At 44.9% G+C, this 22,054-nt stretch carries 22 protein-coding genes; 6 read left to right on the top strand and 16 right to left on the bottom strand.

Annotated features, from left to right (window positions below; translation table 11 throughout):
* Positions 1–8: 8 nt before the first annotated feature.
* From L1D22_RS04230 to L1D22_RS04215, 4 genes are all read right to left on the bottom strand, one after another.
* On the bottom strand, positions 9–1,208 hold the full coding sequence (locus L1D22_RS04230; RefSeq protein ID WP_017070735.1) for a NupC/NupG family nucleoside CNT transporter: 1,200 nt from the start codon (positions 1,206–1,208) through the stop codon (positions 9–11).
* A 204-nt stretch (positions 1,209–1,412) separates the two neighbouring features.
* Complete coding sequence (locus tag L1D22_RS04225; RefSeq protein ID WP_239828851.1) at positions 1,413–2,333, bottom strand: LysR family transcriptional regulator; 921 nt, start codon at positions 2,331–2,333, stop codon at positions 1,413–1,415.
* A gap of 170 nt (positions 2,334–2,503) precedes the next feature.
* The gene (locus L1D22_RS04220) at positions 2,504–3,502 is read right to left on the bottom strand and encodes a lytic murein transglycosylase (RefSeq protein WP_239828804.1); all 999 of its coding nucleotides are present in this window, start codon (positions 3,500–3,502) and stop codon (positions 2,504–2,506) included.
* 30 nt (positions 3,503–3,532) lie between these two features.
* Complete coding sequence (locus L1D22_RS04215) at positions 3,533–3,823, bottom strand: YcgL domain-containing protein (RefSeq protein WP_017062372.1); 291 nt, start codon at positions 3,821–3,823, stop codon at positions 3,533–3,535.
* Positions 3,824–4,043: 220 nt separating this feature from the next.
* On the opposite strand from L1D22_RS04215, the gene minC reads away from it, so the two are divergent.
* The 3 genes from minC to minE are packed head-to-tail and all read left to right on the top strand — an operon-like array spanning position 4,044 to position 5,810.
* A complete protein-coding gene (gene minC, locus L1D22_RS04210; protein WP_017629530.1) occupies positions 4,044–4,706 on the top strand; it encodes a septum site-determining protein MinC in 663 nt (220 codons plus the stop codon).
* Between the two features lie 21 nt (positions 4,707–4,727).
* The gene (gene minD / locus L1D22_RS04205) at positions 4,728–5,540 is read left to right on the top strand and encodes a septum site-determining protein MinD (RefSeq protein WP_009848498.1); all 813 of its coding nucleotides are present in this window, start codon (positions 4,728–4,730) and stop codon (positions 5,538–5,540) included.
* A 6-nt stretch (positions 5,541–5,546) separates the two neighbouring features.
* A complete protein-coding gene (minE, locus tag L1D22_RS04200; RefSeq protein WP_004737949.1) occupies positions 5,547–5,810 on the top strand; it encodes a cell division topological specificity factor MinE in 264 nt (87 codons plus the stop codon).
* Positions 5,811–5,923: 113 nt separating this feature from the next.
* Here minE and rnd read toward each other — a convergent pair whose 3' ends face one another.
* The 8 genes from rnd to L1D22_RS04160 all read right to left on the bottom strand — a co-directional run bounded on the left by rnd (position 5,924) and on the right by L1D22_RS04160 (position 13,936).
* Positions 5,924–7,042, bottom strand: coding sequence for a ribonuclease D (rnd, locus tag L1D22_RS04195; RefSeq protein ID WP_239828803.1), 1,119 nt, complete (start codon positions 7,040–7,042; stop codon positions 5,924–5,926).
* A gap of 159 nt (positions 7,043–7,201) precedes the next feature.
* Positions 7,202–8,896: a long-chain-fatty-acid--CoA ligase FadD gene (gene fadD, locus L1D22_RS04190; protein ID WP_239828802.1), complete on the bottom strand. Its 1,695-nt coding sequence runs from the start codon at positions 8,894–8,896 to the stop codon at positions 7,202–7,204.
* Positions 8,897–9,002: 106 nt separating this feature from the next.
* The gene (locus L1D22_RS04185; RefSeq protein ID WP_239828850.1) at positions 9,003–9,854 is read right to left on the bottom strand and encodes an alpha/beta hydrolase; all 852 of its coding nucleotides are present in this window, start codon (positions 9,852–9,854) and stop codon (positions 9,003–9,005) included.
* A gap of 63 nt (positions 9,855–9,917) precedes the next feature.
* Positions 9,918–10,478, bottom strand: coding sequence for a Slp family lipoprotein (locus L1D22_RS04180; protein WP_239828801.1), 561 nt, complete (start codon positions 10,476–10,478; stop codon positions 9,918–9,920).
* 35 nt (positions 10,479–10,513) lie between these two features.
* The gene (locus L1D22_RS04175) at positions 10,514–10,819 is read right to left on the bottom strand and encodes a hypothetical protein (protein WP_048615075.1); all 306 of its coding nucleotides are present in this window, start codon (positions 10,817–10,819) and stop codon (positions 10,514–10,516) included.
* A gap of 72 nt (positions 10,820–10,891) precedes the next feature.
* The gene (gene tsaB, locus L1D22_RS04170) at positions 10,892–11,593 is read right to left on the bottom strand and encodes a tRNA (adenosine(37)-N6)-threonylcarbamoyltransferase complex dimerization subunit type 1 TsaB (RefSeq protein WP_239828800.1); all 702 of its coding nucleotides are present in this window, start codon (positions 11,591–11,593) and stop codon (positions 10,892–10,894) included.
* Positions 11,594–11,652: 59 nt separating this feature from the next.
* Positions 11,653–13,581 (bottom strand): ATP-dependent DNA helicase, encoded by a 1,929-nt coding sequence (locus tag L1D22_RS04165; protein WP_116871772.1) that lies wholly within the window; start codon positions 13,579–13,581, stop codon positions 11,653–11,655.
* 154 nt (positions 13,582–13,735) lie between these two features.
* The gene (locus L1D22_RS04160) at positions 13,736–13,936 is read right to left on the bottom strand and encodes a hypothetical protein (protein ID WP_048664628.1); all 201 of its coding nucleotides are present in this window, start codon (positions 13,934–13,936) and stop codon (positions 13,736–13,738) included.
* A 300-nt stretch (positions 13,937–14,236) separates the two neighbouring features.
* Between L1D22_RS04160 and purU the strand changes: the two genes are divergently transcribed.
* Entirely contained in the window at positions 14,237–15,070 is an 834-nt protein-coding gene (gene purU / locus L1D22_RS04155) for a formyltetrahydrofolate deformylase (protein WP_116872060.1), read from the top strand.
* A gap of 291 nt (positions 15,071–15,361) precedes the next feature.
* Here purU and L1D22_RS04150 read toward each other — a convergent pair whose 3' ends face one another.
* Complete coding sequence (locus L1D22_RS04150) at positions 15,362–15,958, bottom strand: VOC family protein (protein ID WP_239828799.1); 597 nt, start codon at positions 15,956–15,958, stop codon at positions 15,362–15,364.
* 347 nt (positions 15,959–16,305) lie between these two features.
* On the opposite strand from L1D22_RS04150, the gene argS reads away from it, so the two are divergent.
* A complete protein-coding gene (gene argS, locus L1D22_RS04145; protein WP_017633387.1) occupies positions 16,306–18,039 on the top strand; it encodes an arginine--tRNA ligase in 1,734 nt (577 codons plus the stop codon).
* A 106-nt stretch (positions 18,040–18,145) separates the two neighbouring features.
* Positions 18,146–18,574 carry an HIT domain-containing protein gene (locus L1D22_RS04140; RefSeq protein WP_239828798.1) on the top strand — a complete coding sequence of 143 codons (429 nt, stop codon included), beginning with the start codon at positions 18,146–18,148 and terminating at the stop codon, positions 18,572–18,574.
* Between the two features lie 134 nt (positions 18,575–18,708).
* On the opposite strand, the gene L1D22_RS04135 is transcribed toward L1D22_RS04140, so the two are convergent.
* From L1D22_RS04135 to L1D22_RS04125, 3 genes are read right to left on the bottom strand one after another with little or no spacing between them, the layout of a single operon-like run.
* Positions 18,709–18,939 carry a FeoC-like transcriptional regulator gene (locus L1D22_RS04135; protein WP_004737929.1) on the bottom strand — a complete coding sequence of 77 codons (231 nt, stop codon included), beginning with the start codon at positions 18,937–18,939 and terminating at the stop codon, positions 18,709–18,711.
* Positions 18,936–21,209 (bottom strand): Fe(2+) transporter permease subunit FeoB, encoded by a 2,274-nt coding sequence (gene feoB, locus L1D22_RS04130; RefSeq protein ID WP_239828797.1) that lies wholly within the window; start codon positions 21,207–21,209, stop codon positions 18,936–18,938. Before feoB ends, L1D22_RS04135 begins: the two co-directional genes overlap by 4 nt.
* On the bottom strand, positions 21,210–21,431 hold the full coding sequence (locus L1D22_RS04125) for a FeoA family protein (RefSeq protein ID WP_008221191.1): 222 nt from the start codon (positions 21,429–21,431) through the stop codon (positions 21,210–21,212).
* Between the last annotated feature and the right edge of the window lie 623 nt (positions 21,432–22,054).

The following is a 22,054-nucleotide window of genomic DNA, read 5'->3' as shown; positions in this document are numbered from 1 at the left end:
TCATCTAACTACAGAGAAAGTACCACACCAGCAATCGCTGCACTCATTAGGTTAGCAAACACACCTGCACAAATTGCTTTAAAGCCGTATTGTGAGATGAAAGAGCGACGCTCTGGTACCAAGCTGCCCAGACCACCAATCAGAATCGCCATCGTTGAGATGTTAGCGAAGCCACACAGTGCGAAGGTAACGATCGCTTGTGAGTGCTCGCTTAGTGCCTCTTTCGCGTCCATTAACTGAATGAAAGCGACAAATTCGTTCACAACAATCTTGTTACCGATCAGTGAACCTGCCACAACGGCTTCAGACCACGGCACACCGATCAGCCATGCAACGGGTGCGAACACATAACCTAGGAGAAGTTCGAAGCTTAGGTTTACACCAAACCAACCACCAACAATACCTAGCAAGCCATTCAGCATTGCAATCACACTAATAAAGGCCAGAAGTGTCGCACCCACCGCAACGGCAATACGAAGTCCAGACATAGCCCCATCTGCCATTGCCTCAACTACGTTTGTTGCTCGTGGAATTTCAACATCAGACTCAATATTTTCTTGAGCGTCATCTGCACTACCTGGTACTAAGATCTTAGCCATCAATAGACCAGCAGGTGCTGACATGAATGCCGCTGCGATCAGGTAGTTTAGATCAACACCAAGCGATGCATAACCCACTAGCGTACCACCAGCGACAGAAGCCAAACCACACACCATCACAGCAAACAGTTGCGAGTCTGTCATGTGCTTCAAGTAAGGCTTAACCACCAATGGCGCTTCAATCATGCCAACGAAGATATTTGCTGTCGCAGACAGTGATTCTGCACGACCTGTGCCCAAGAACTTCTGCAGCGCGCCACCGATAAGGTTGATCACCTTTGGCATAAAGCCGATGTGGTACAAACCAGAGATCAGTGCAGAGAAAAAGATAATGATGCCTAGAACGTTAATCGCGAAAACGAAACCGTTATTCGTAAGGCCACCAAATAGGAAGTTAATCCCTTCTTGACCGTAGTTGATCAAGCTAGATACCGCACCTGTGGCTGCATTCAACGCTTCTTTACCCATCGGTACATACAAAACCAATAGCGCGAATGAGATTTGTAATAAGAAAGCCAAAGAGACTGTTCTTAGTGGAATATTTTTTCTGTCCGTAGATAGTAACCAAGCGGCAACTAAAATAGTGATAATTCCAAGTAGCGAAGCCATGTGCGTCAACCTAAAAGTTGTAGATAGGAAAGGCGACGCATTCTATAGAGGAAATCGTTTGCGGCAAGTGACGGTTGTTAACGTGATGTTGGGGTAATCATCTTTGAGTAATGATATAAATTAAGTCATTGAATTTTAATAATTAAGTTTGATTAAAACCATACTTTTTCCATGTGGAAATTATATTTATAGATTTGGAAACAGTTAGCGATGCAGTTCAACGCAAGTTTTCAGGTTTTCATCCCAGTACGTCGGCGATCCGATATGATCTTTGATGAACTCAATCACCGCAGAAAGCTTCTTCGGCATGTTCTTTCGACTCGGATACACGGCATAAAATGGCATCAATTGGCTAGCTCGCCATTCCGGCAAAACTTGGATTAATTTGCCCGTTCTAAACTCTTCTTTGACTAAGTAAGTTGCTAAGTAAGCCACGCCCCACCCTGATACGGCTGCATCTCGCACTGCCTCAGCTAAGTCCACCGAGTAATCGCCCGCGACTTTAACGCTAAGGTTCTCTTGCCCGTTATCAAACGCCCAAGATGTGTAATCTCGCTCTCGGCTACGATAGATAAGACAGTTATGGTCAATCAGGTCAGAAGGCACATGTGGCGTCCCGGCCTTAATCAAATAGTCCGGAGATGCAGCCACCACAAACTGACTGTCCGCTAATCGCTGCGCAATATAACCTTCGGGCAAATCTTCGTTATTGGTGATCCAGAGATCCAATCGCTCTTCAATCATATCCACCTTGTAGTCGAACAAGTGGACCTCGATTCTCAGCTGCGGATAAAGCTGTCTGAGCTGATCAATCGCAGGAATGATGTGCAAAGTACCAAATGACTGCGACAACCCAACTCGCAATATTCCAGAGATGTCATCACGCTGGCTATCCATATCCATTTGAGCCGCTTTTACCGTGTTAAACAGCTGTTCACAGTGCTGATAGAACACTTCTCCTGCTTCAGTGAGCGTTAGGCTACGTGTGGTTCGTTGTACCAACTTGATGCCGATTGAGTCTTCAAGCAAAGCAACTTGCTTACTGATGTGAGACACCGAAACGCTCAAGCTTTTTGCAGCACTGGTAAAGCCTTCATGCTTGATCAACGCATGGAATATCACCATCTGTGCAGCTCTATCTGTTAGCACAAGGCCACCTTCTTAAATCTCTGAAATATAAAATCAAAAAGGACTCCGAAGAGTCCTTTAGTTCGTTCTGCCTATGGTAGGCCAATTGCTATCTAAGCAAGCTAGACCTATTAATCAAATTAAGTCTGCCAATCAAATTAGACCGATTAATCAAACTTAATTCTGTCTGCTAGGTGGCTGACTGCCAAAGCAAAGTAGTAAGAACGATTCCACTTCATTAACACATTGTAGTTGTTGTAAATGAGGTACGAACGACCTGCTTCGTCATCCGGCATAATTAACCAAGCTTTAATGTCTTCATCAAGCGTTGGTAGTGGGCGATCGTCATAACGCTTAATACCAAGTTCAGACCACTCTTTTAGGTACTTCGCTTTGTCTTCAGTTCGACCTTGCAAATCAATAGACACGGTTGACGGTACGTGAACCTGACGGCCCCAAGTGTACTTATCATCCCAACCTGATTGGCTAAGGTAATTGGCTGCCGAAGCAAACACATCTTCTTCAGTGCCCCAGATATCTTTCTTACCGTCGCCATTACCATCAGCAGCAAACGCTAAGAATGAGCTTGGCATAAACTGAGGTTGACCCATCGCACCAGCCCAAGAGCCTTTCATCTCTTTTGGTGCTATATGGCCTTGATCAAGAATCTTCAACGCCGCCATTGCTTCGCTACGGAAAAACACTTCTCTGCGTCCTTCGTAAGCCATAGTCGTTAGCGCATCGATAACACTGTAGTTACCGGTGAATTTACCAAAGTTACTTTCAACGCCCCATAGCGCGACAATGAATCTTGGTTGAACACCATATTCATCACCAATACGCTTTAGCGCTGTGTAATGCTTCTTATAAAGAGAGCGAGCTTGCTTCACTTTCCAATCTGGTACTGCTCGTGGAATGTATTCATCCAGAGTCAGCTTCTTCTCAGGTTGGTTTTTGTCGGCTTTCACCGCTCTTGGCTTAAACGTTACACCATCAAAGACTTCATCAATGATCGCTTCAGAAACGCCTTCTTCCCGGCCTTGTTGCTTTAGTTTTTCTACATATTGTTCGAAGCTCAATTCTTCAGCGTGTACTGAGCTAATGGTCAGGCTATTACCCAATAGTAATGCTGACACAGCCAATATGGTTTTCGAAAATTTACTCAACGATCACTCCTCCTTGAATTGAGGTGGCTATCACTCTTCGTCTTGAGATTTCTGTTGAGCTTTACGCTCTTTATGAAGTTCAAGTTCGTTAACTGGTGGTGGCGGAACCTGCAAAAAGAAACCATCGGTATTCAGTGATTCTTTCACTTTTTCGATGTTCACTTGAGCCAGTTTACGGCCATCCATTTTAATTACCATTACAAAACTAGGTTTACCAAACATTTGCATCAATGCGTCAGGAACTTGTGAAAAATCATCCTTCTTAGGGATATAAAGGTATGTTCCTTCTTTCTTTGAGCTTTTATATATAGAACACAGCATGACAAACCTTTTTAATTGATTATGACTACAAAACTCTCACTTGCGAGATCAATAGTTTATGTTAGGGAAATATTGGGAACAAAACGTCCATTTGACAACAAGATTACTTGCTGTGCTTGGTTTGGGAATATAACATGATAAACCTAGTTTCAGGCAATGCCCTTTATTTTATTGATAAAGAAATTGTACCAATTCGCTATTGAGGTCCTGTAGTTTTTCGATGTCTAGTAACCCAGATCTAAAAGGTAGCAGCTTTACGCTATCTGTTTTGCACTTATCCGATGATCAAGTCGAAAATGCAGTGTCTTTTCTTCAAGAGAAGGTAGACCAAGCACCCACGTTTTTCGCCGCTGCGCCTGTTGTTATCAACATCAGCAAAGTCGCAGGCGATATCGATTTTGTGCAACTGAAAAATGGTATATCTCAAGCGGGTATGATCCCGGTTGGCGTGGCTGGCTGCTCTGATAAACGTATGCAGAATCTAGCGAAAGAAGCGGGCTTTGCTGTCATGACGGCCAGTAAATCTCCGTCGCAAGCACCCGCTAAGATGGCACCAATTAAAGTGGTTCGAACTCCAATTCGTTCGGGTCAGCAGGTTTACGCGAAAGATGGCGATCTATTGATCCTTAGCCATGTGAGTGCGGGTGCAGAAGTGATTGCCGATGGCAGCATCCATATTCATGGCACATTACGCGGCCGCGCGATTGCAGGTGCAAGTGGTCAAACTGAAGCAAAAATAATTTGTAATGATTTACAAGCCGAGCTGGTTTCCATTGCTGGAAATTACTGGCTCAGCGATCAAATTGAAAGCGAGTACTGGCAGAAGAAAACCATGTTCAGTATGGCAAACGATGTATTACACGTTGACGTCCTCGCAATATAAGAGAAATAAAAGGAAAAAATAATGGCACGCATTATCGTTGTAACGTCAGGTAAAGGCGGGGTAGGCAAAACGACCTCTAGTGCAGCTATTGCCTCAGGTCTGGCTTTAAAAGGGAAGAAAACCGCAGTTATCGACTTTGATATCGGTCTGCGTAACCTAGATTTAATCATGGGTTGTGAGCGTCGTGTTGTTTACGATTTCGTTAATGTTATCAATGGTGAAGCTACGCTGAACCAAGCGATGATCAAAGACAAGCGCACAGAGAACCTGTTCATTCTTCCTGCTTCTCAAACTCGTGATAAAGATGCACTAACCAAAGATGGTGTTCGTCGCGTATTTGATGAACTGGATGAAATGGGCTTTGATTTCATCATCTGTGATTCTCCTGCGGGTATTGAGCAAGGTGCTCTGATGGCGCTGTACTTCGCTGATGAAGCGATTGTAACGACCAACCCTGAAGTCTCTTCTGTACGCGACTCAGACCGTATTCTAGGCATTCTTGACTCTAAATCTCGTCGTTCTGAAGACGGTTTAGAGCCAGTGAAAACTCACCTTCTACTGACTCGCTACAACCCAGCACGCGTAACTCAAGGTGAGATGCTGAGTGTTGAAGACGTTGAAGAGATCCTACACATCTCTCTACTGGGTGTGATTCCAGAGAGCCAAGCGGTACTGAACGCATCGAACAAGGGTGTTCCAGTTATCTTTGACGAAGCAACCGACGCAGGTATGGCTTACAATGATACTGTAGAGCGACTACTAGGTAGCCAAGTGGACTTCCGTTTCTTAACGGAACAGAAGAAAGGCATCTTCAAAAGACTGTTCGGGGGCTAATACGCAATGTCATTACTAGAGTTTTTCAGACCACAGAAAAAGACGACAGCAAACCTAGCCAAAGAGCGTTTGCAGATCATTGTTGCTGAGCGCCGCAGTCATGACGACCCTGCTCCTTCGTACTTGCCGCAACTGAAAGAAGACATCTTGAAGTGTATTGCGAAATACGTTGAAGTAGATCCATCAATGGTTGATCTTACTTTCGAACACAAAGACGACGACATCTCTGTATTAGAGTTGAACGTTAAGCTACCAGAAGACGACAAGTAGTCTTCGCTATCTTGTAAGTAGTAAACAGATTTAATAAAAAAGAGAGCCTAGGCTCTCTTTTTTGTGTCTGTATTTTATACCTTTAACTGGCTAACTCTTACAACAAGAACAGATTACTTAATCGCTTTATTCAGCTTTTCGCCAACCACATCTAAACGCCAACCTTGCATTACATCAGGTAGCTTTTCAGGGTTACGTTGGTGTTTCCAAACCCAGCTTAACACTTGATTAAGTTGCTTTTTCGATGCCAAAAACTCGGTCGCTAAACCGCTGTGTTGTGATGCTGTTTTCACTTCATCTTTCAACACTTTGAAGATTTGCTTGTAACCCGGGTAGTCCATTAGACGTTCTACTGGTGCTGGGTACTCTTCTTCTGGCGTATGCTCAGCCAACTTCACGATTGAGCTGATCTTCGCACCATGGCGACGTACAGAACGGTAATCAAAACCTTCCTGTTCCATGTGCTTAGGATCTTTCATCGCGAATCGAGCCACAGCCCACAGGTCTTGTTCTTTGAAGACAAAGTTCAGCGCTAAATCACGCTTAATAGCTTCTTTTAAACGCCAAGTTGCTAGCGGTCTTAAGATCGCTAGCTGCTTAGGTTTTAGCTGCCATGCACCTTTGATATCGAGGTAAGCATTATCTGGGTTTGCTTTACGAATACGTTTAGCAACTTGTAGGTCAGACTCTTGTTGAGCCGCTTCCCACCAGCCTGCTTCCATCACTCTTTCAAGAAGCTTGTTGTACATTGGCATTAGGTAATGAACGTCTGCCGCAGCATAGTCTAACTGCTTTTGAGAAAGTGGACGTGCTAGCCAATCAGTGCGAGATTCACTCTTATCTAGGTCGACACCAACAAACTCTGAAACCAGAGCAGCAAAGCCCGTTGATAAGCCATGGCCTAAGAAAGCCGCCATGATCTGCGTATCCACCATTGGTGTTGGTGTGCAGCCAAAGGCGTTCTGGAACACTTCCAAATCTTCACCGCACGCATGCAGCACTTTCAATACTGAAGCGTCTTTCAACAAGGTAACGAATGGTGTCATTTCGCCAAGAGCAATAGGGTCAATCAGTGACAGCGTTTCACCATCAAATAACTGAATCAAGCCTAATTGAGGGTAATAGGTTCTTGTACGAACGAACTCCGTATCAAGCATAACGACATCGGCTTCACGTGCTTGTTGGCAAACTCGCTCAAGGTCTTTCAATTGGGTAATGATTTGATAATCCACAAAAACTCTCACTGGTTTCTATTCGATCGCCGGATACAAAAATGCCGACATTAACTGTCGGCATTCTAACACCATTTTTCAGCGCTCGCTTAGATTAAGCGCCTCAATGGTTTTTCGTGCTATGGTTTCTCGAGTAGTGGTTACCTATAAACTGGCTAATTATTCGCTCGCGCGTTTAGCCAATTCTGCATCGTTCTCTTCACGAAGCACACGACGCAAAATCTTACCTACGTTGGTCTTTGGAAGATCTTCTCTGAATTCAACCAGTTTCGGGATCTTGTAACCCGTTAAGTGTTCACGACAATGCGCGATGATGTCTTCTTTGGTTAGGCTAGGATCGCGCTTCACAACGTAGATCTTAACCAATTCGCCAGATACTTCATGAGGTTGACCGATAGCCGCTACTTCCAGCACTTTGCCGTGTAGTGCCACTACATCTTCAATCTCATTCGGGTAAACGTTAAAGCCAGACACAAGAATCATATCTTTCTTACGGTCAACAATGTGCAGCAAGCCTTCATCATCAAACTTAACGATGTCACCCGTAGATAGCCAACCGTCTTGGTCGATCACTTCTTTGGTCGCTTCTGGACGCTGCCAGTAGCCTTGCATCACTTGAGGGCCGCGAACTTGCAGCTCGCCTACTTGATCACTAGCAACCACTTTGCCTTCATCATCAACAATACGAACTTCTGTTGATGGTACTGGCAGGCCAATAGCGCCTGTGTAATCTTTAAGATCGTATGGGTTACCCGTTACCAGTGGTGAACACTCAGTTAAGCCATAGCCTTCTAGCAAGTGAATGCCTGTCGCTTTTTTCCATTGCTCAGCAACAGAGCGTTGAACTGCCATGCCACCGCCAACAGATAGGCGTAGGTTACTGAAATCCAACTCGTGGAAATCTTCGTTATTCACAAGTGCATTGAATAGAGTGTTTACGCCAGTAATCGCGGTAAACGGCACCTTTTGAAGCTCTTTAATGAAGCCAGGAATATCACGAGGGTTGGTGATAAGAAGGTTACGACCACCCATCTCCACAAACAGCAAGCAGTTCACGGTCAGTGCAAACACGTGATAAAGCGGCAGTGCTGTTACCACCAGCTCACGGCCTTCTTGCAGAACAGGGCCATACGCCCCTTTCGCTTGAAGTACGTTCGCGATCATATTGCGGTGCGTTAGGATTGCGCCCTTCGCAACACCTGTTGTACCACCCGTGTACTGTAGGAATGCAATGTCATCTCCTGCCATAAACGGCTTCACATATTGAAGACGACGGCCTTTGTGCAGCGCTTTTCTGAATGAGATAGCACCCGGTAAATCGTACTTAGGAACCATGCCTTTAACGTATTTCACTACGAAGTCGACAATTGTACCTTTAGCGCGTGGCAGCATTTGCCCTAGGCTGGTGAGTACAACGTGTTTAACTGGCGTGTTATCAACGACTTTCTCTAGTGTGCTCGCAAAGTTTGAAACGATAACAATCGCCTTTGCACCAGAATCGTTCAGTTGATGTTCAAGCTCACGAGGTGTGTACAGTGGGTTGACGTTCACTGCAATCATACCAGCACGCAATACACCAAAAAGTGCAATTGGGTATTGCAGCAGGTTTGGCATCATCAGTGCAACACGATCGCCTTTCTTCAGTTTCAAATCATTCTGCAGGTAAGCGGCAAAAGCACGGCTGCGCTCTTCAAGCTTACGGAACGTCATTATTGAGCCCATGTTCTCGAATGCTGGTTGGTCTGCGTACTTCTGTACCGACTGTTCAAACATTTCAACAAGAGATGGGTACTGATCTGGATTGATCGTCTCTGGTACGTCACTTGGATAACGTGAAAGCCAAGGTTTATCCACTATGTTACTCCTCGTTTATCAGCTGACGACTGTTTCGCCGCTTTTTATCATTGCGGTATTACAGCACAGCTTTAGTGCATGAGCACTAAAAGGCTCAAACACTTGTTTAAATTTTGTTAACTACACCAAGAATTAGCTCAGAAACTAACTCTGGACTCTCTAAATGGCAATGATGTCCGCCAGGAACAGTCTCTATATTTAGAGGACTATGGGCTGATTTGTAGCGATTATGCTGCAAATGTCGGAATCCATCATTTCCTAAAACTATTAATTGAGGGCATTCAATAGCCGCCATAATCGCTTCAGCGTGCACCTGTGACATTCGATATAACGAGTCACATTTGAGGTTAGGGTCGCATCGCCATTGCCAAAAGTTATCTAACTCGACAATTCCTCGCTCGACAATCGGAGCAATTAATCCAGCATTGATTTGATTGGCGTGAGCTCTCAGCTTAATAGCATCCTCAAGGCTTGCCAGAGGACGTGAAGGCTTTCTTCGCTGTCGAAGACGACTGAGTACCCCATCTCTCAAGCGAGAAACCGTTTCTTGGGGAGCTTCTGAAAGAGGTCCGTGACCTTCAATTTGAATTAATCCTGACACCTTTTCAGGAAAGGCGGCACTATAGCAACTTGCGATCAATGCACCAAGTGAATGTCCTACCAGCACCAGTCTGTTTGCCGATAATTTAGTCACCAACTGGTGCAAATCATCAATATAGTCGTGAAACGGGTAGTAACTGCCCGACTTATGCGACGAAAAGCCATGACCAAAGAGATCAATCGCAACCAAGTGAGAGTTGGGTGAAAGTGTTTCGAGATTAGAGAGAACAGAAGAGAAACTCGCGGAGTTATCTAACCACCCATGAATAAAAACGACCGTCGTAGCGGTCGTTTCTGGGTTACCTATCTGCTGTGTTGCAAGCTTCCCGCTCGCAAGGGAGTATGACTTTTCAATCATCAAGCATCTAATTCCATCTGGTTGCGTAATCAACCTCTAGTAATCAAGAGCCAGCAAAGTGAGCTACTCTACGTCCTGTATCACTCGACCTTGTCTTGGCATCGTTTGGAAGCTGCGGCAATGTAGACTTCTGCACGAGTAGTAGGTTGGGGCGAAATCGTTAACAACAACGCGCTCCGTAATGTTCCACAGTCGTTGATTGTCCACTTGCATCACAGGAAAAGTGTAAGGGTATTCCCCTATTTTTCCATCTTCACTTCCGCTTGATTGACCAACCAAAGTAATCAGGCGACCTTCTGCAAAGCTTAGAGGCTCAACGTAACCTTCAATATAACCGACAAAACGTCCGCTTGGCTCAGCGTCTAGATCTGGCTTACCGTTACTAGAAATCGGCATATTAGCGACTTCGATTCGAGTCTTATCTTTCAAGTTGGTCACTTTAGAAATCACGCCGCCTAACCGAACACTTTTCGCATCCGGCAGTTGGTCGACCCATTGCTGGTAGTCGCTGATAACAGGCTCTGATTTTGCTTCGAGTTCACTAGGTAGTGATGAACACCCTGCAAGCACCAAGATACCAATAGAAAGGGCAATTAAGCGTATTTTAGATAAGTAATTAGGCATGGTTCTGGTCCTTAAACAGGCATTAATAACAAGCTCTAGATGTAGATATCGACACCGATAAGCTTTGCAAGTTCTTCTTTCTTCGCCTGATTCATTACATCCATATACTCTTCCATAGCCTTACGTCCTCGGCCTTCTGGAAGATCATACTGGATTTGAGCCTTGTGTAGCTCAGACTCTTTGACTTGACGAATAGAGTGGGAAACAGCATTAGCCACCTTAGTTGGTTGTCCAACCGCAGTGCTAGCATCAGATTTTTTTGCCTGCTCCTTCTTTTTAACTCGATTTGGCTTAGACGTGCTGCCTATCGAAGAAGGAGGTAAGTTGTTAATTGATACCATGACTAAATATCTGCCCCCTCAAATCTAAATAATACGCATTTAGATCTAATTTGCATCAGAACCTTGTAAAAATTATTCGCGACCTGGCAGTTTCTTCCAAGTCACTTTATCACGAAGATAAACTGGCTCAGACTCTTCAGCGGCAACCGCTTTGCCTTCTGCGTAAGCAAATTGAGCAAGGAACGCCATATCTTGAGCTTCTGGGAACAGAACTTCACACGCTTTGGTGTCGATCGCTAGCGTATCCATATGTTCTGCATACGCTTCCCAACCTGTGCCGACTTTAGCCCATGTTTCAGAGTCCGCTTCAAGCTGCGCAGCCAATTCGCTTGGTGGTGTAACACACTCAGCATCAACCGCAGTCCAACGACCGTCTTGTTCACGGCTGTAACGAGCCCAGTACACTTCACTCATACGCGCATCAATCGCTGTTGCTACATGAGTTTCACCAAATTTACGGTAGCTGCCTTGCGCCATCGCTGCCAGTGTAGAGATACCAATCATTGGTAAATCCGCACCAAAAGCCAAGCCCTGAGCAATACCAATACCAATACGCACACCTGTGAAACTGCCTGGGCCTTGGCCAAACGCGATAGCATCGATATCGGTTAAAGCGACATTCGCTTCTTTCAGTACTTCATCAACCATAGGTAGAATTTTTTTCGTATGGTCTCGAGGAGCCTCTTCGCTACGTGCGAACACCTGGTCACCCATTACTAATGCAACTGAACAGTTTTCAGTTGCGGTATCTACTGCAAGAATTTTCGCGCTCATTTGTGTCTCAAATATTCGTTATCTAATCTAAAAATAATGGCTAAACTCAACAATGCCAATTACTCAGCAGCGGTTGAATGGTCTTTAGCTAAGAATTCTTTAATGACCCCTAAGTCACGTGTACGAGGAATAGGCGGTAAACTCGCCAAAAATATGCCACCGTAATCGCGAGTCACCAATCGGTTATCGCAAATAATCAAAGCGCCATTATCGCGCTTGTCACGTATCAATCGGCCGACACCTTGTTTCAAGGTAATCACAGCGTCTGGCAACTGTACTTGTGCAAAAGGATCACCCCCTTTTAACTTACAGTCCTCGATTCGAGCCTTAAGTAAAGGGTCATCAGGGGCCGTAAAGGGCAATTTATCGATGATAACACAGCTTAATGCATCGCCCCTAACATCTATCCCTTCCCAGAAAGCGCCTGTCGCCACAAGCAATGCGTTACCCAATTCCATGAACTCGGCTAAGGTTTTTTGCTTACTTGTCTCACCTTGCAATAGAACGGGAACCGTGAGGGTTTCTCGGAATCGCTCGCCCAACTCTTTCATCATGCTGTGTGAAGTACACAAGAAGAAACAGCGGCCTTGGTTTTGCTCAATTACAGGTGTCAGCATACGAACCAGCTTATCAGCTAAGCCAGGGCTATTGGGCTCTGGAAGATAACGAGGCACACATAAACGTGCCTGATTCGGATAATCAAATGGGCTCGGCAGTGAAAACTGAGCCGACGGCTTTAAGCCAAGTCGAGAGGTGAAGTGGTCGAAATCATCTGACACCGCCAAGGTTGCTGAGGTGAATACCCAAGCGCCCGGTTTAAGCTCGATTTGCTCGTGGAATTTATCCGCAACCGACAGTGGTGTGATGTGCAATGCAAATTGCCTTGGTGTTGTGTCATACCAATAGGAGTATCCCGTAATCGACACATCGCACACACGTTCAATGCGTGACTTAATCATGTTTGCACGTTCGAAAGCGGTGTCTAACAGTTGGCTTCGACCCAACGCTAGCTTCAATACATCGACGGCCAATTGCAACGCATCTTGTAGACGAACAAGTTCTCGTGCAATCGACTCAGATTTTAAGGCCTCACGCCAGTTACCACGAAAGCCAGTGTCACCCAATACAATACGTAGATCGGCGGCAGACTGAACGAGCCTGTCACCTACCTTTTGTAACTGACGCATATCTTTTGCTTCAGTTCGGTAGGCAATTTCTATGTCTTTAGCGAGCTCATTGATCTGTCGGCTCGACACAGACTGGCCAAAGTATTGGCTAGCAATATCGGGAAGCTGATGCGCCTCATCGAAGATAAACACGTCGGCTTCTGGGATTAGCTCACCGAATCCGGTTTCCTTTATCGCTAAATCGGCTAGGAACAGGTGGTGGTTTACGACGACCACATCGGAATCCATCGCTTTCTTACGCGCTTTAAGCACAAAGCAATCGGTATAGCTTGGACACTCTTTACCTAAGCAGTTGTCGTTGGTAGAAGTTATCGTAGGAATAATTGGGCTGTCTTCTGCAATATCATCACAATCACCTAAATCACCCGTTTGTGTCGCAGACGACCAACTACGAACTTTCACCAGTTGCGCTAACAATGTAGGATCAGTGTGAGTGCCATGACTCTCGATCATTTGACGGCTCAACCTATCCAAACACAAATAGTTTGAACGACCTTTGAGTAACGCTACTTGACCATAAAAGCCAAGCGCATCGACCATTAATGGTAAATCGCGATGAAACAGCTGTTCTTGAAGGTTTTTAGACCCCGTACTAATGATGGTTTTCTTGCCACTAAGCAGCGCAGGCACTAAGTAAGCAAACGTCTTACCGGTACCTGTGCCCGCTTCAACAACCAATTGGCTTTGTTTTTCAATCGCTTGTGAAACCGCTTCAGCCATGTCTAACTGAGCTTGTCTTGGTTGAAACCCAGGGATTGCTTTGCCCAGAGCGCCATCAGCAGAAAACGTTTTAGATATCATAGAGTACGAAGTTTAGAAAAAGAGAAGGCGAATTATGGCAGGTTTAGTGAGCCGGCGCGAATCAAGAATGACTTCGCACCGGAGGTGTTTGGTTTAGTTTGATTTGGTCTAAGCGTCCTGAAAAGCGAAAGGAACAAAAATCAAAGAAAGGGTTTTATTTTCGACTGAGGTAACGCGACAACCAAGGGGCGCCTTCAAATTGGTTCTCGCAAGGCTGCATGGCTTTCGCAGCATCGGTTGGTGAGGTTTTACTTTCCCACATTTCATCTAAAACATTACCATCTAACTCCGTCCCACCCGCCAATGAATTCACTCGCTTGCAGTACAGTTTTTTTGCTAGTAACTCTTTATCCATAAGTATCACCTCTATTTTTGGCCAAGGCGTAAATGCCTCGGTTGAAGTTCAAATGCGTACTACGGTCAAAACTTTAAAAATGAAGCTTCTGCCTGTTTTCCTATCTAAAAACTGATATTTCCACATCAAACAATTTATCAAAGCGATAAATGAGCAGCAGAATTTGTTGAAACCAACTTGATAATAGATTAATTATAACGGTGATATTGCGGCTCAGTTCACCGTTCGACGGCCTGCATTAAATTTGAAGAATCCCGATTTCATATAATAAGTGCAACATTTCATGGAAGTAAGATGCAAATGGAAAGAAAAACTTTACTAACACATTGTACTGATGCCCCAGGCCTCATCTCGAAGATCACCAACATTTGTTACAAACACCAACTCAATATTGTGCACAACAATGAGTTCGTAGATAACACCAGCGGCCACTTCTTTATGCGCACCGAGCTTGAGGGTTACTTCAATGACGAAACCTTGCTAGCCGATTTAGACCAAGCGCTGCCAGAGAACGCAAAACGCAAGCTAATGAGCTCTTCTCGCAAACGTGTTGTGATTCTTGTAACCAAAGAAGCGCACTGCCTTGGCGACATTCTAATGAAGAATTTCGATGGCAGTTTAGACGTGGAAATCGCAGCAGTGGTTGGCAACTATGACATTCTACAAAGCCTGACCGAGCGTTTTGATATTCCTTACCACCATGTTTCACACGAAGGTCTAAACCGTGAAGAGCATGAGCAGAAAATGCTGGAAGTGATTGACCAATATGAGGCTGATTACCTTGTTTTGGCTAAGTACATGCGAGTGCTGACTCCGGGGTTTGTTGAAAAGTACAACCACAAGATCATCAATATCCACCACAGCTTCTTGCCAGCATTTATTGGCGCAAAGCCATACCAACAAGCGTATGAACGCGGTGTAAAGATCATTGGTGCAACGGCACACTTCGTGACTAACGATCTAGATGAAGGTCCAATCATTAAGCAAGACGTTATTCCAGTGGATCACAACTTCAGCGCGAAAGACATGGCGCAAGCGGGTCGTGATGTAGAGAAGAACGTATTGAGTAAGGCGCTAAACAAGGTGATCAACGATCACGTGTTTGTTTACGGCAACAAGACTGTGATTCTGTAAGTCGCTTATTTAAGGTCGACTTCCAGTTAAAACTCAATAAAAAACGCGCAATAGGTATGCCCTATTACGCGTTTTTTTGTATCTGATTATCGAGTTAGCTGTTAGAGATTCCCGACTACGCTCCTTCGTCGCTATCGGGAATGACAGTGTTCTCTAGCTAGCAAAAACTCTGGCTTGGAAGCACATCCACTCAAACAGAATGATTGTAAGGCACAAGCCCAACCCACATCCGTCATTCCGATGAGCCTAAGCGAAATCAGGAATCTCTTTCCTGTTAACTCTCGACTCAGGCTAAGCCTGCTCTGACTCCACAATCTTCTTCAACGAGTGTGGGTGCAACTTGATGCAAATTCCTTGGTGTTTGAATGCAACCGTTGGGTTATTCAGACGTTCACCCTCGCCTTTCGGGCTAGAAAGTTTGATCTTAATACCTTGCTCCGCTAACGAGTCGAACTTAGCTGCGAACTCTGGGTAAGTCTCTTTAAGATCCGCTAAGTACTCATCAGCCGTTTGTGCGTGAGAAGGAATAACGAACTCAACGTGCTCCCAATCTTGGCTCGGGTAAATCTTGCCTTCTGCTGGGTATGGCAACTCTAAGCATTCAATCTTCCAACCAAGGCTTTGCAGTGGTTCATCGAAAGCCAAAACCACAATTGGGCGACCGTTGATCATCGCCTCTGAAATCGTAGAACCGTACTCAGACCATGCTTGGTGCGCAGATTTCGCCAGCTCAGTTTCATTGATTCTAAGCGCAATATGATCCGCTTGAGCAAAGCTTAAATCCAAACCCAGTGTATTTCCTAGGTTCTCAATTTTCGCCATAAACGTATCAAGGCGGGCAATCATTTGTTGTGGTTCGAGTTCGGCTTGCTTGAGGCTCATCGTCATTGTCTGTGTTCTCCAATTAATGGCAGCATGTTATCAGTTTTGCTTTCTTCAACAAGCGTTGCTTTTGCAAAATATACTCAATAAGTATGCTCATTCGACTCCTTAAACATTCAAACTCGGCTTGGCAAAAGTTGTTTGTCAAAAACCCCTGAGGAAATGTTAATTTTCTATCAATTCGACCTATAAGAAACCGCACAAAATTGGTATGATTACCGCCATTTCTGTGAACTTAAACAGAGTCTGCTGCTGATTTTGGCATTAAATCGTTAACTAGAAGCATAATTAACCAATTTAATGACCAAGAATTAACAGCCACTCTTATCATCCTTGAATTGAAGGAAACGCGTGTGAATATCCAAGCACTTATTAATGACAAAGTATCTCAGGCTCTAGAAGCCGCTGGCGCACCTGCAGGCTCTCCTGCTGCTGTTCGTCAATCTGCAAAACCACAGTTTGGTGACTACCAAGCAAACGGCGTTATGGGCGTTGCTAAACGACTAGGCACTAACCCACGAGAATTTGCTCAAAAAGTATTGGACGTTCTAAACCTAGACGGTATCGCGTCTAAAGTTGAAATCGCAGGTCCGGGTTTCCTAAACATCTTCCTAGATGAAGCTTTCCTAGCAAAACAAGCAGACGCAGCATTGGCTGACTCTCGCCTTGGTGTTGCAGTTGCTGAAACGCAAACTATTGTTGCGGATTACTCTGCGCCAAACGTTGCTAAAGAAATGCACGTTGGTCACCTACGTTCAACTATCATCGGTGATGCCGTTGTTCGTACTCTAGAATTCCTAGGCCACAACGTTATCCGTGCTAACCACATCGGTGACTGGGGTACTCAATTTGGTATGCTTATCGCAAACCTTGAGCGCGTTCAGGCTGAATCTGGTGAAGTTTCAATGGAACTTGCTGACCTTGAAGGCTTCTACCGTGAATCTAAAAAGCTTTACGACGAAGACGAAGAGTTCGCAGTTAAAGCACGTGGCTACGTTGTTAAACTGCAAAGCGGCGACGAGTTCTGTGCAGAGATGTGGAAGAAGCTTGTTGACGTAACAATGATTCAAAACCAACGCAACTACGATCGTCTAAACGTGTCTCTAACGCGTGATGACGTAATGGGCGAAAGCATGTACAACCACATGCTGCCAACTATCGTTGCGGACCTGAAAGAGCAAGGTCTTGCTAAAGAAGATGACGGCGCACAAGTTGTATTCCTAGACGAATACAAAAACAAAGATGGTGACCCAATGGGCGTTATCATCCAAAAACGTGACGGCGGCTTCCTTTACACAACAACCGACATTGCTTGTGCTAAATACCGTTTTGAAGAACTAGGCGCAGACCGTGTTCTTTACTTCATCGACTCACGTCAACACCAGCACCTAATGCAAGCTTGGACTATCGTTCGTAAAGCAGGTTACATCCCAGAATCTGTTTCTCTTGAGCACCACGCGTTCGGCATGATGCTAGGTAAAGACGGTAAGCCATTCAAGACTCGTGCTGGTGGTACGGTTCGTCTTGCTGATCTTCTTGATGAAGCAGAAGTTCGTGCAGCACAGCTGATCGAATCTAAGAACCCAGAACTAGCAGAAGACGAGAAGAAAGCGATCGCGAACACAGTTGCAATGGCAGCGGTTAAGTACGCAGACCTTTCTAAGCACCGTACTACTGATTACGTGTTCGATTGGGACAACATGCTTGCGTTCGAAGGTAACACAGCACCGTACATGCAGTACGCGTACACTCGTGTTGCTTCTGTATTCGCTAAAGCTGGCGTTTCTATGGACTCTCTTGAAGGTGAAATCAAAATCACTGAAGAGAAAGAGAAAGCACTTATCGCGAAACTTCTACAATTCGAAGAAGCGGTACAGTCTGTTGCTCGTGAAGGTCAACCACACATCATGTGTAGCTACCTGTTCGAACTAGCGGGTCAATTCTCTAGCTTCTACGAAGCATGCCCTATCCTAGTTGCAGAAGATGAAGCTGTGAAACAGAGCCGTCTGAAGCTTGCTGCACTAACTGCGAAGACAATCAAGCAAGGTCTATCGCTTCTAGGTATCGATACTCTAGAGCGTATGTAATTCCCTTAGAGTTACAAAGAATAAATACAAAGGTTGATGTGAGAGCATCAACCTTTTGTTTTATCTAACGTATACTGAATTCAAGAAATCGAAATGGATAATAATAATGAGCTTTGAACTTCACCCACAGTTAGCGAAAGACACCACGCTTATCGGCGAGTTTCCTCTGAGCCTAGCACTACTAAGCAAAGATAACGCTGTGCCTTGGGTTATTCTGGTACCAAAACGTGCCAACCTAAAAGAGCTGCACCACTTACCAATGAAAGAACAGCAGCAGTTCTTGCATGAATCTCAAGCGGTAAGCCAAGCACTAGAAGCCACCTTCCAACCAGATAAACTAAACCTAGGCGCGCTAGGCAATATGGTGCCTCAACTGCACATCCACCATATTGCACGCTTCAAAGATGACATTGCGTGGCCAGGTCCGGTATGGGGCAACACCAAAGGCGAACAACGTAGCGAAGAAGATCAAGCCGCTATCCTGACTCGTATTCAAAACGTGCTGTCACTGAGCTCTATATTCAAGAAAGCGTAATTCGAGTCTATCGTTAAGCGTCAAACCAGACAGCACAGAAAAGACATATAACAAAAAGCCGCTTATCTAAAATAGATAAGCGGCTTTCTAATTTTCTAACCTCGCTACTCTCAACGAGTGTATGCAGCTCTGAACTACATCATCACATTCAACGAGAGACCATCTTGTTTACTGATGGTGTAGCGAACACGCGTTGTATGACCATGTTTGTTGGTGTCGACCAAGCGAGATACTTTGCCTTTCTTGACCCACACGCTCAACATCGCATCCACGCCATCCTCACTCATACCAAATTTCGCTGCAATCTCTTTACGAGCCGCGACACCTTGGCTGTCTATGTATTGATGAAGTTCAGTTAAGATCATACGACTTGCACCTCTAGCGCTTTCTGCTTGCTACCAATTTTCTTGAATACTCGATATGTCACCACAAAGCCACCAGCAATTACTACCATCCACACAGCACTTGTCACTGGGTGCGCAGCAAAGTTTGCCGCTTGGTAATAGAAGGTCGCACCAAAGTAACCAAGCGCCATCGTCCAAACTGCAATGAAGCGTGCGAACGTCTGGCCAAACTCACGTACATAAGCCCCCATCGCAGCAACACAAGGCGTATAAAGCAGGATAAGAATCAAGTAAGCGAATGCCGCGTGGCCAGAAACAAACTTGTCTTTCAGGTTACCAAAGATAGATGAATCAACTTCTTGATCTTCAGCCACTGAGCCAGAGTCTGATAAGTCACCCACTTCAATACCTAATGGATCTGAGTAGCTCAGACCAGACAGGTTTTCAGGAATCGTCATCACCGCTTCTTGCAAGCTTGCTGCTAAATCAAATTCAGCCGCTTCTTCATCAGAAGGCGTTGTGTAAAGGCTGTTCAGCGTACCAACTACCGCTTCTTTCGCGAAGATACCAGTAATGATACCTACCGTTGCTGGCCAGTTTTCTTCTGTAATACCAATTGGTTGGAACACAGGAGTCACAACTTGCGCTGCCTTAGAAAGTACTGAATTTTCGCTGTCTTCGTTACCGAAACTGCCGTCCATACCCAGAGAGTTCAAGAAGCTTAAGATTGCTACCACAACCACAATCGTTTTACCTGCACCAAGCACGAAACGCTTCAGTTTCTGCCACGTTTTCAGCATCACGTTTTGTACAGTTGGCAGCTCGTAGTCTGGCATTTCCATTACTAAGCTGTCGCTGCTACCTGGGTAGATAGTATTTTTAAGGAACAAACCAGTAAATACAGAAGCAAGGATACCCATAATGTACAGAGCAAATACCACGTTTTGACCAGCACCAGGGAAGAACGCCGCAGCAAACAGTGCGTATACCGGTAGACGAGCACCACATGACATAAATGGCGCCATAGACGCAGCCAGTTTACGCTCACGCTCTTGGTCAAGAGTACGAGTAGCCATGATTGACGGTACGTTACAGCCAAAACCAAGAACTAACGGTACAAATGCTTTGCCCGGCAGACCAATTTTTTGCATCACTTTATCAAGTACAAACGCAGCACGCGCCATGTAGCCTGAACTTTCAAGCACCGCTAAGAACAAGTAAAGCGCCGCGATAACCGGAATAAAGGTCGCAACAGTTTGAATACCACCACCGATACCATCGGCCAATATAGTGACTAGCCAAACAGGCAAGTGACCATCTAATAAGTGATGTCCACCATCAACCAAGATTGCCCGAACACCGATATCAAAGAAGTCGATAAACGCGCTACCGATATTGATAGAGAACATGAACATCAGGTACATGATCACAAAGAAGAAAGGAATACCGACCCATTTGTTAAGAATGAATTGGTCTGCTTTTTCTGTGAAGTTGCGGCTTAGCTTACCTTCGCTACGGCGTACTCGTTTACAAAGGTCATGTAAGAATGTGTATTTCGCGTCAGCGACTGCAAGGTCGATATCAAAGTCAGCACCAAGACGTACGCCATCAATTTGAGTACGAGTCTGCGGAGCCAGTCCATTCAAGACCAAGTAATCATTTTCTAAAGCACGAATAGCCAGAGCTCGGTGAGAAACGTCAGCATCATCAAATTGTGATTCAACAGAAGGGATAAGAGCTTCTAATGCTGCGTCGTAATCAATAGAGATAGGATCAAGGATCACACCTTGAACAAGCAATTTATGTAGGCGTTCTTTAAAGCGAACCACTTGGCCTTTGTCGTTTGCAGACAGGCTTAATACTGGACAACCAAGCTCTTTCTCAAGCGCTTTAAGGTTAATCACTTGACGCTCACGCTTTAGTACATCCATTTTGTTCAATACCACGATCATTGGGCGACCCAATTCTCGCAGTTGTAATGTCATGTATAAGCTTCGTTCCAGACAGCTTGCGTCTACCACATTGATGATTACATCTGCTGGATGAGTAAGAACGGCGCGAGATGCTATCGACTCATCGATGCTGTTCGCGTCATTACCACTGTCTAGTGCGTAGATACCCGGTAAATCGGTAAGCTGGAACTGATCACCAGCATGCGAATATACGCCCGTCTTCTTTTCTACGGTTACACCAACCCAGTTACCAACGTGCTGTTTAGCACCAGTCAGTGCATTAAATAATGTTGTTTTACCACTATTCGGGTTACCAACGGTTAGAACTTGATAATCCATTTAGATAACCTCGATTTGTTCTGCGATGCTTTCACGAATGGCGATTGAAACCCCTCTCACTTCAACTTGAAGCGGATCACCCATAGGTGCACGGCGAATCAATGTCACCTCGGTTTTTGGCAACATGCCCATGACCATAAGTTTTTTTCTAACTTCTGGTGTTAAACCTGTTAGTGCAACAATAGAAGCCGCTTTGCCTTGCTCTAGTTGTGAGAGTTTCATAAGTACCCAATTCGTGACTGATAATGAGAAAGATTGTTATTACGAGCATGATACACATACATGACCACAATTCCATTGTGTGAAATCAATGTTTTCGAAAATATATACTCGTAAGTTTCGTTAAAAACGTTTACGTCAAAACCGTCACTTTCAACAACTAGTGAGAACTACCTCACTAGTACATCACAACCAAAAATGCAACAAACCATTAATTATCAATAACTTATGAAAATGTCGTTTTTCTCATAGCCTTCTGTCGTTAATTTTATAAGTAAAATAAGTCACTAATCGTATAGTTACTCCATCGAAGAGAAACTCCTTCTCTTTAATTTAATTCCAGAGGTGATGTGGCTTGCCATATCACTCCGGCAGCAAGCGAAGGTGTCGTTGGCACCCGTGGTATAGTCCCCCCGGCTATACCACGATATTTTTTTTCTTATCTCCCCCAACAAAACCATACTCAAACAACTCAATCGCAAACACCCCAATTATCTCGTATCTCGTATCTCGTATCTCGTATCTCGTATCTCGTATCTCGTATCTCGTATCTCGTATCTCGTATCTCGTATCTCGTATCTCGTAGAAGCATAAAAAAGCCCCAACACGAATGTCGAGGCTTAGAG

Origin of the sequence: Vibrio sp. Isolate34 (assembly GCF_022397915.1) — a bacterium.
Taxonomy (GTDB): Bacteria; Pseudomonadota; Gammaproteobacteria; order Enterobacterales; family Vibrionaceae; genus Vibrio.
This window is presented reverse-complemented; position numbering and strand designations above follow the sequence as displayed.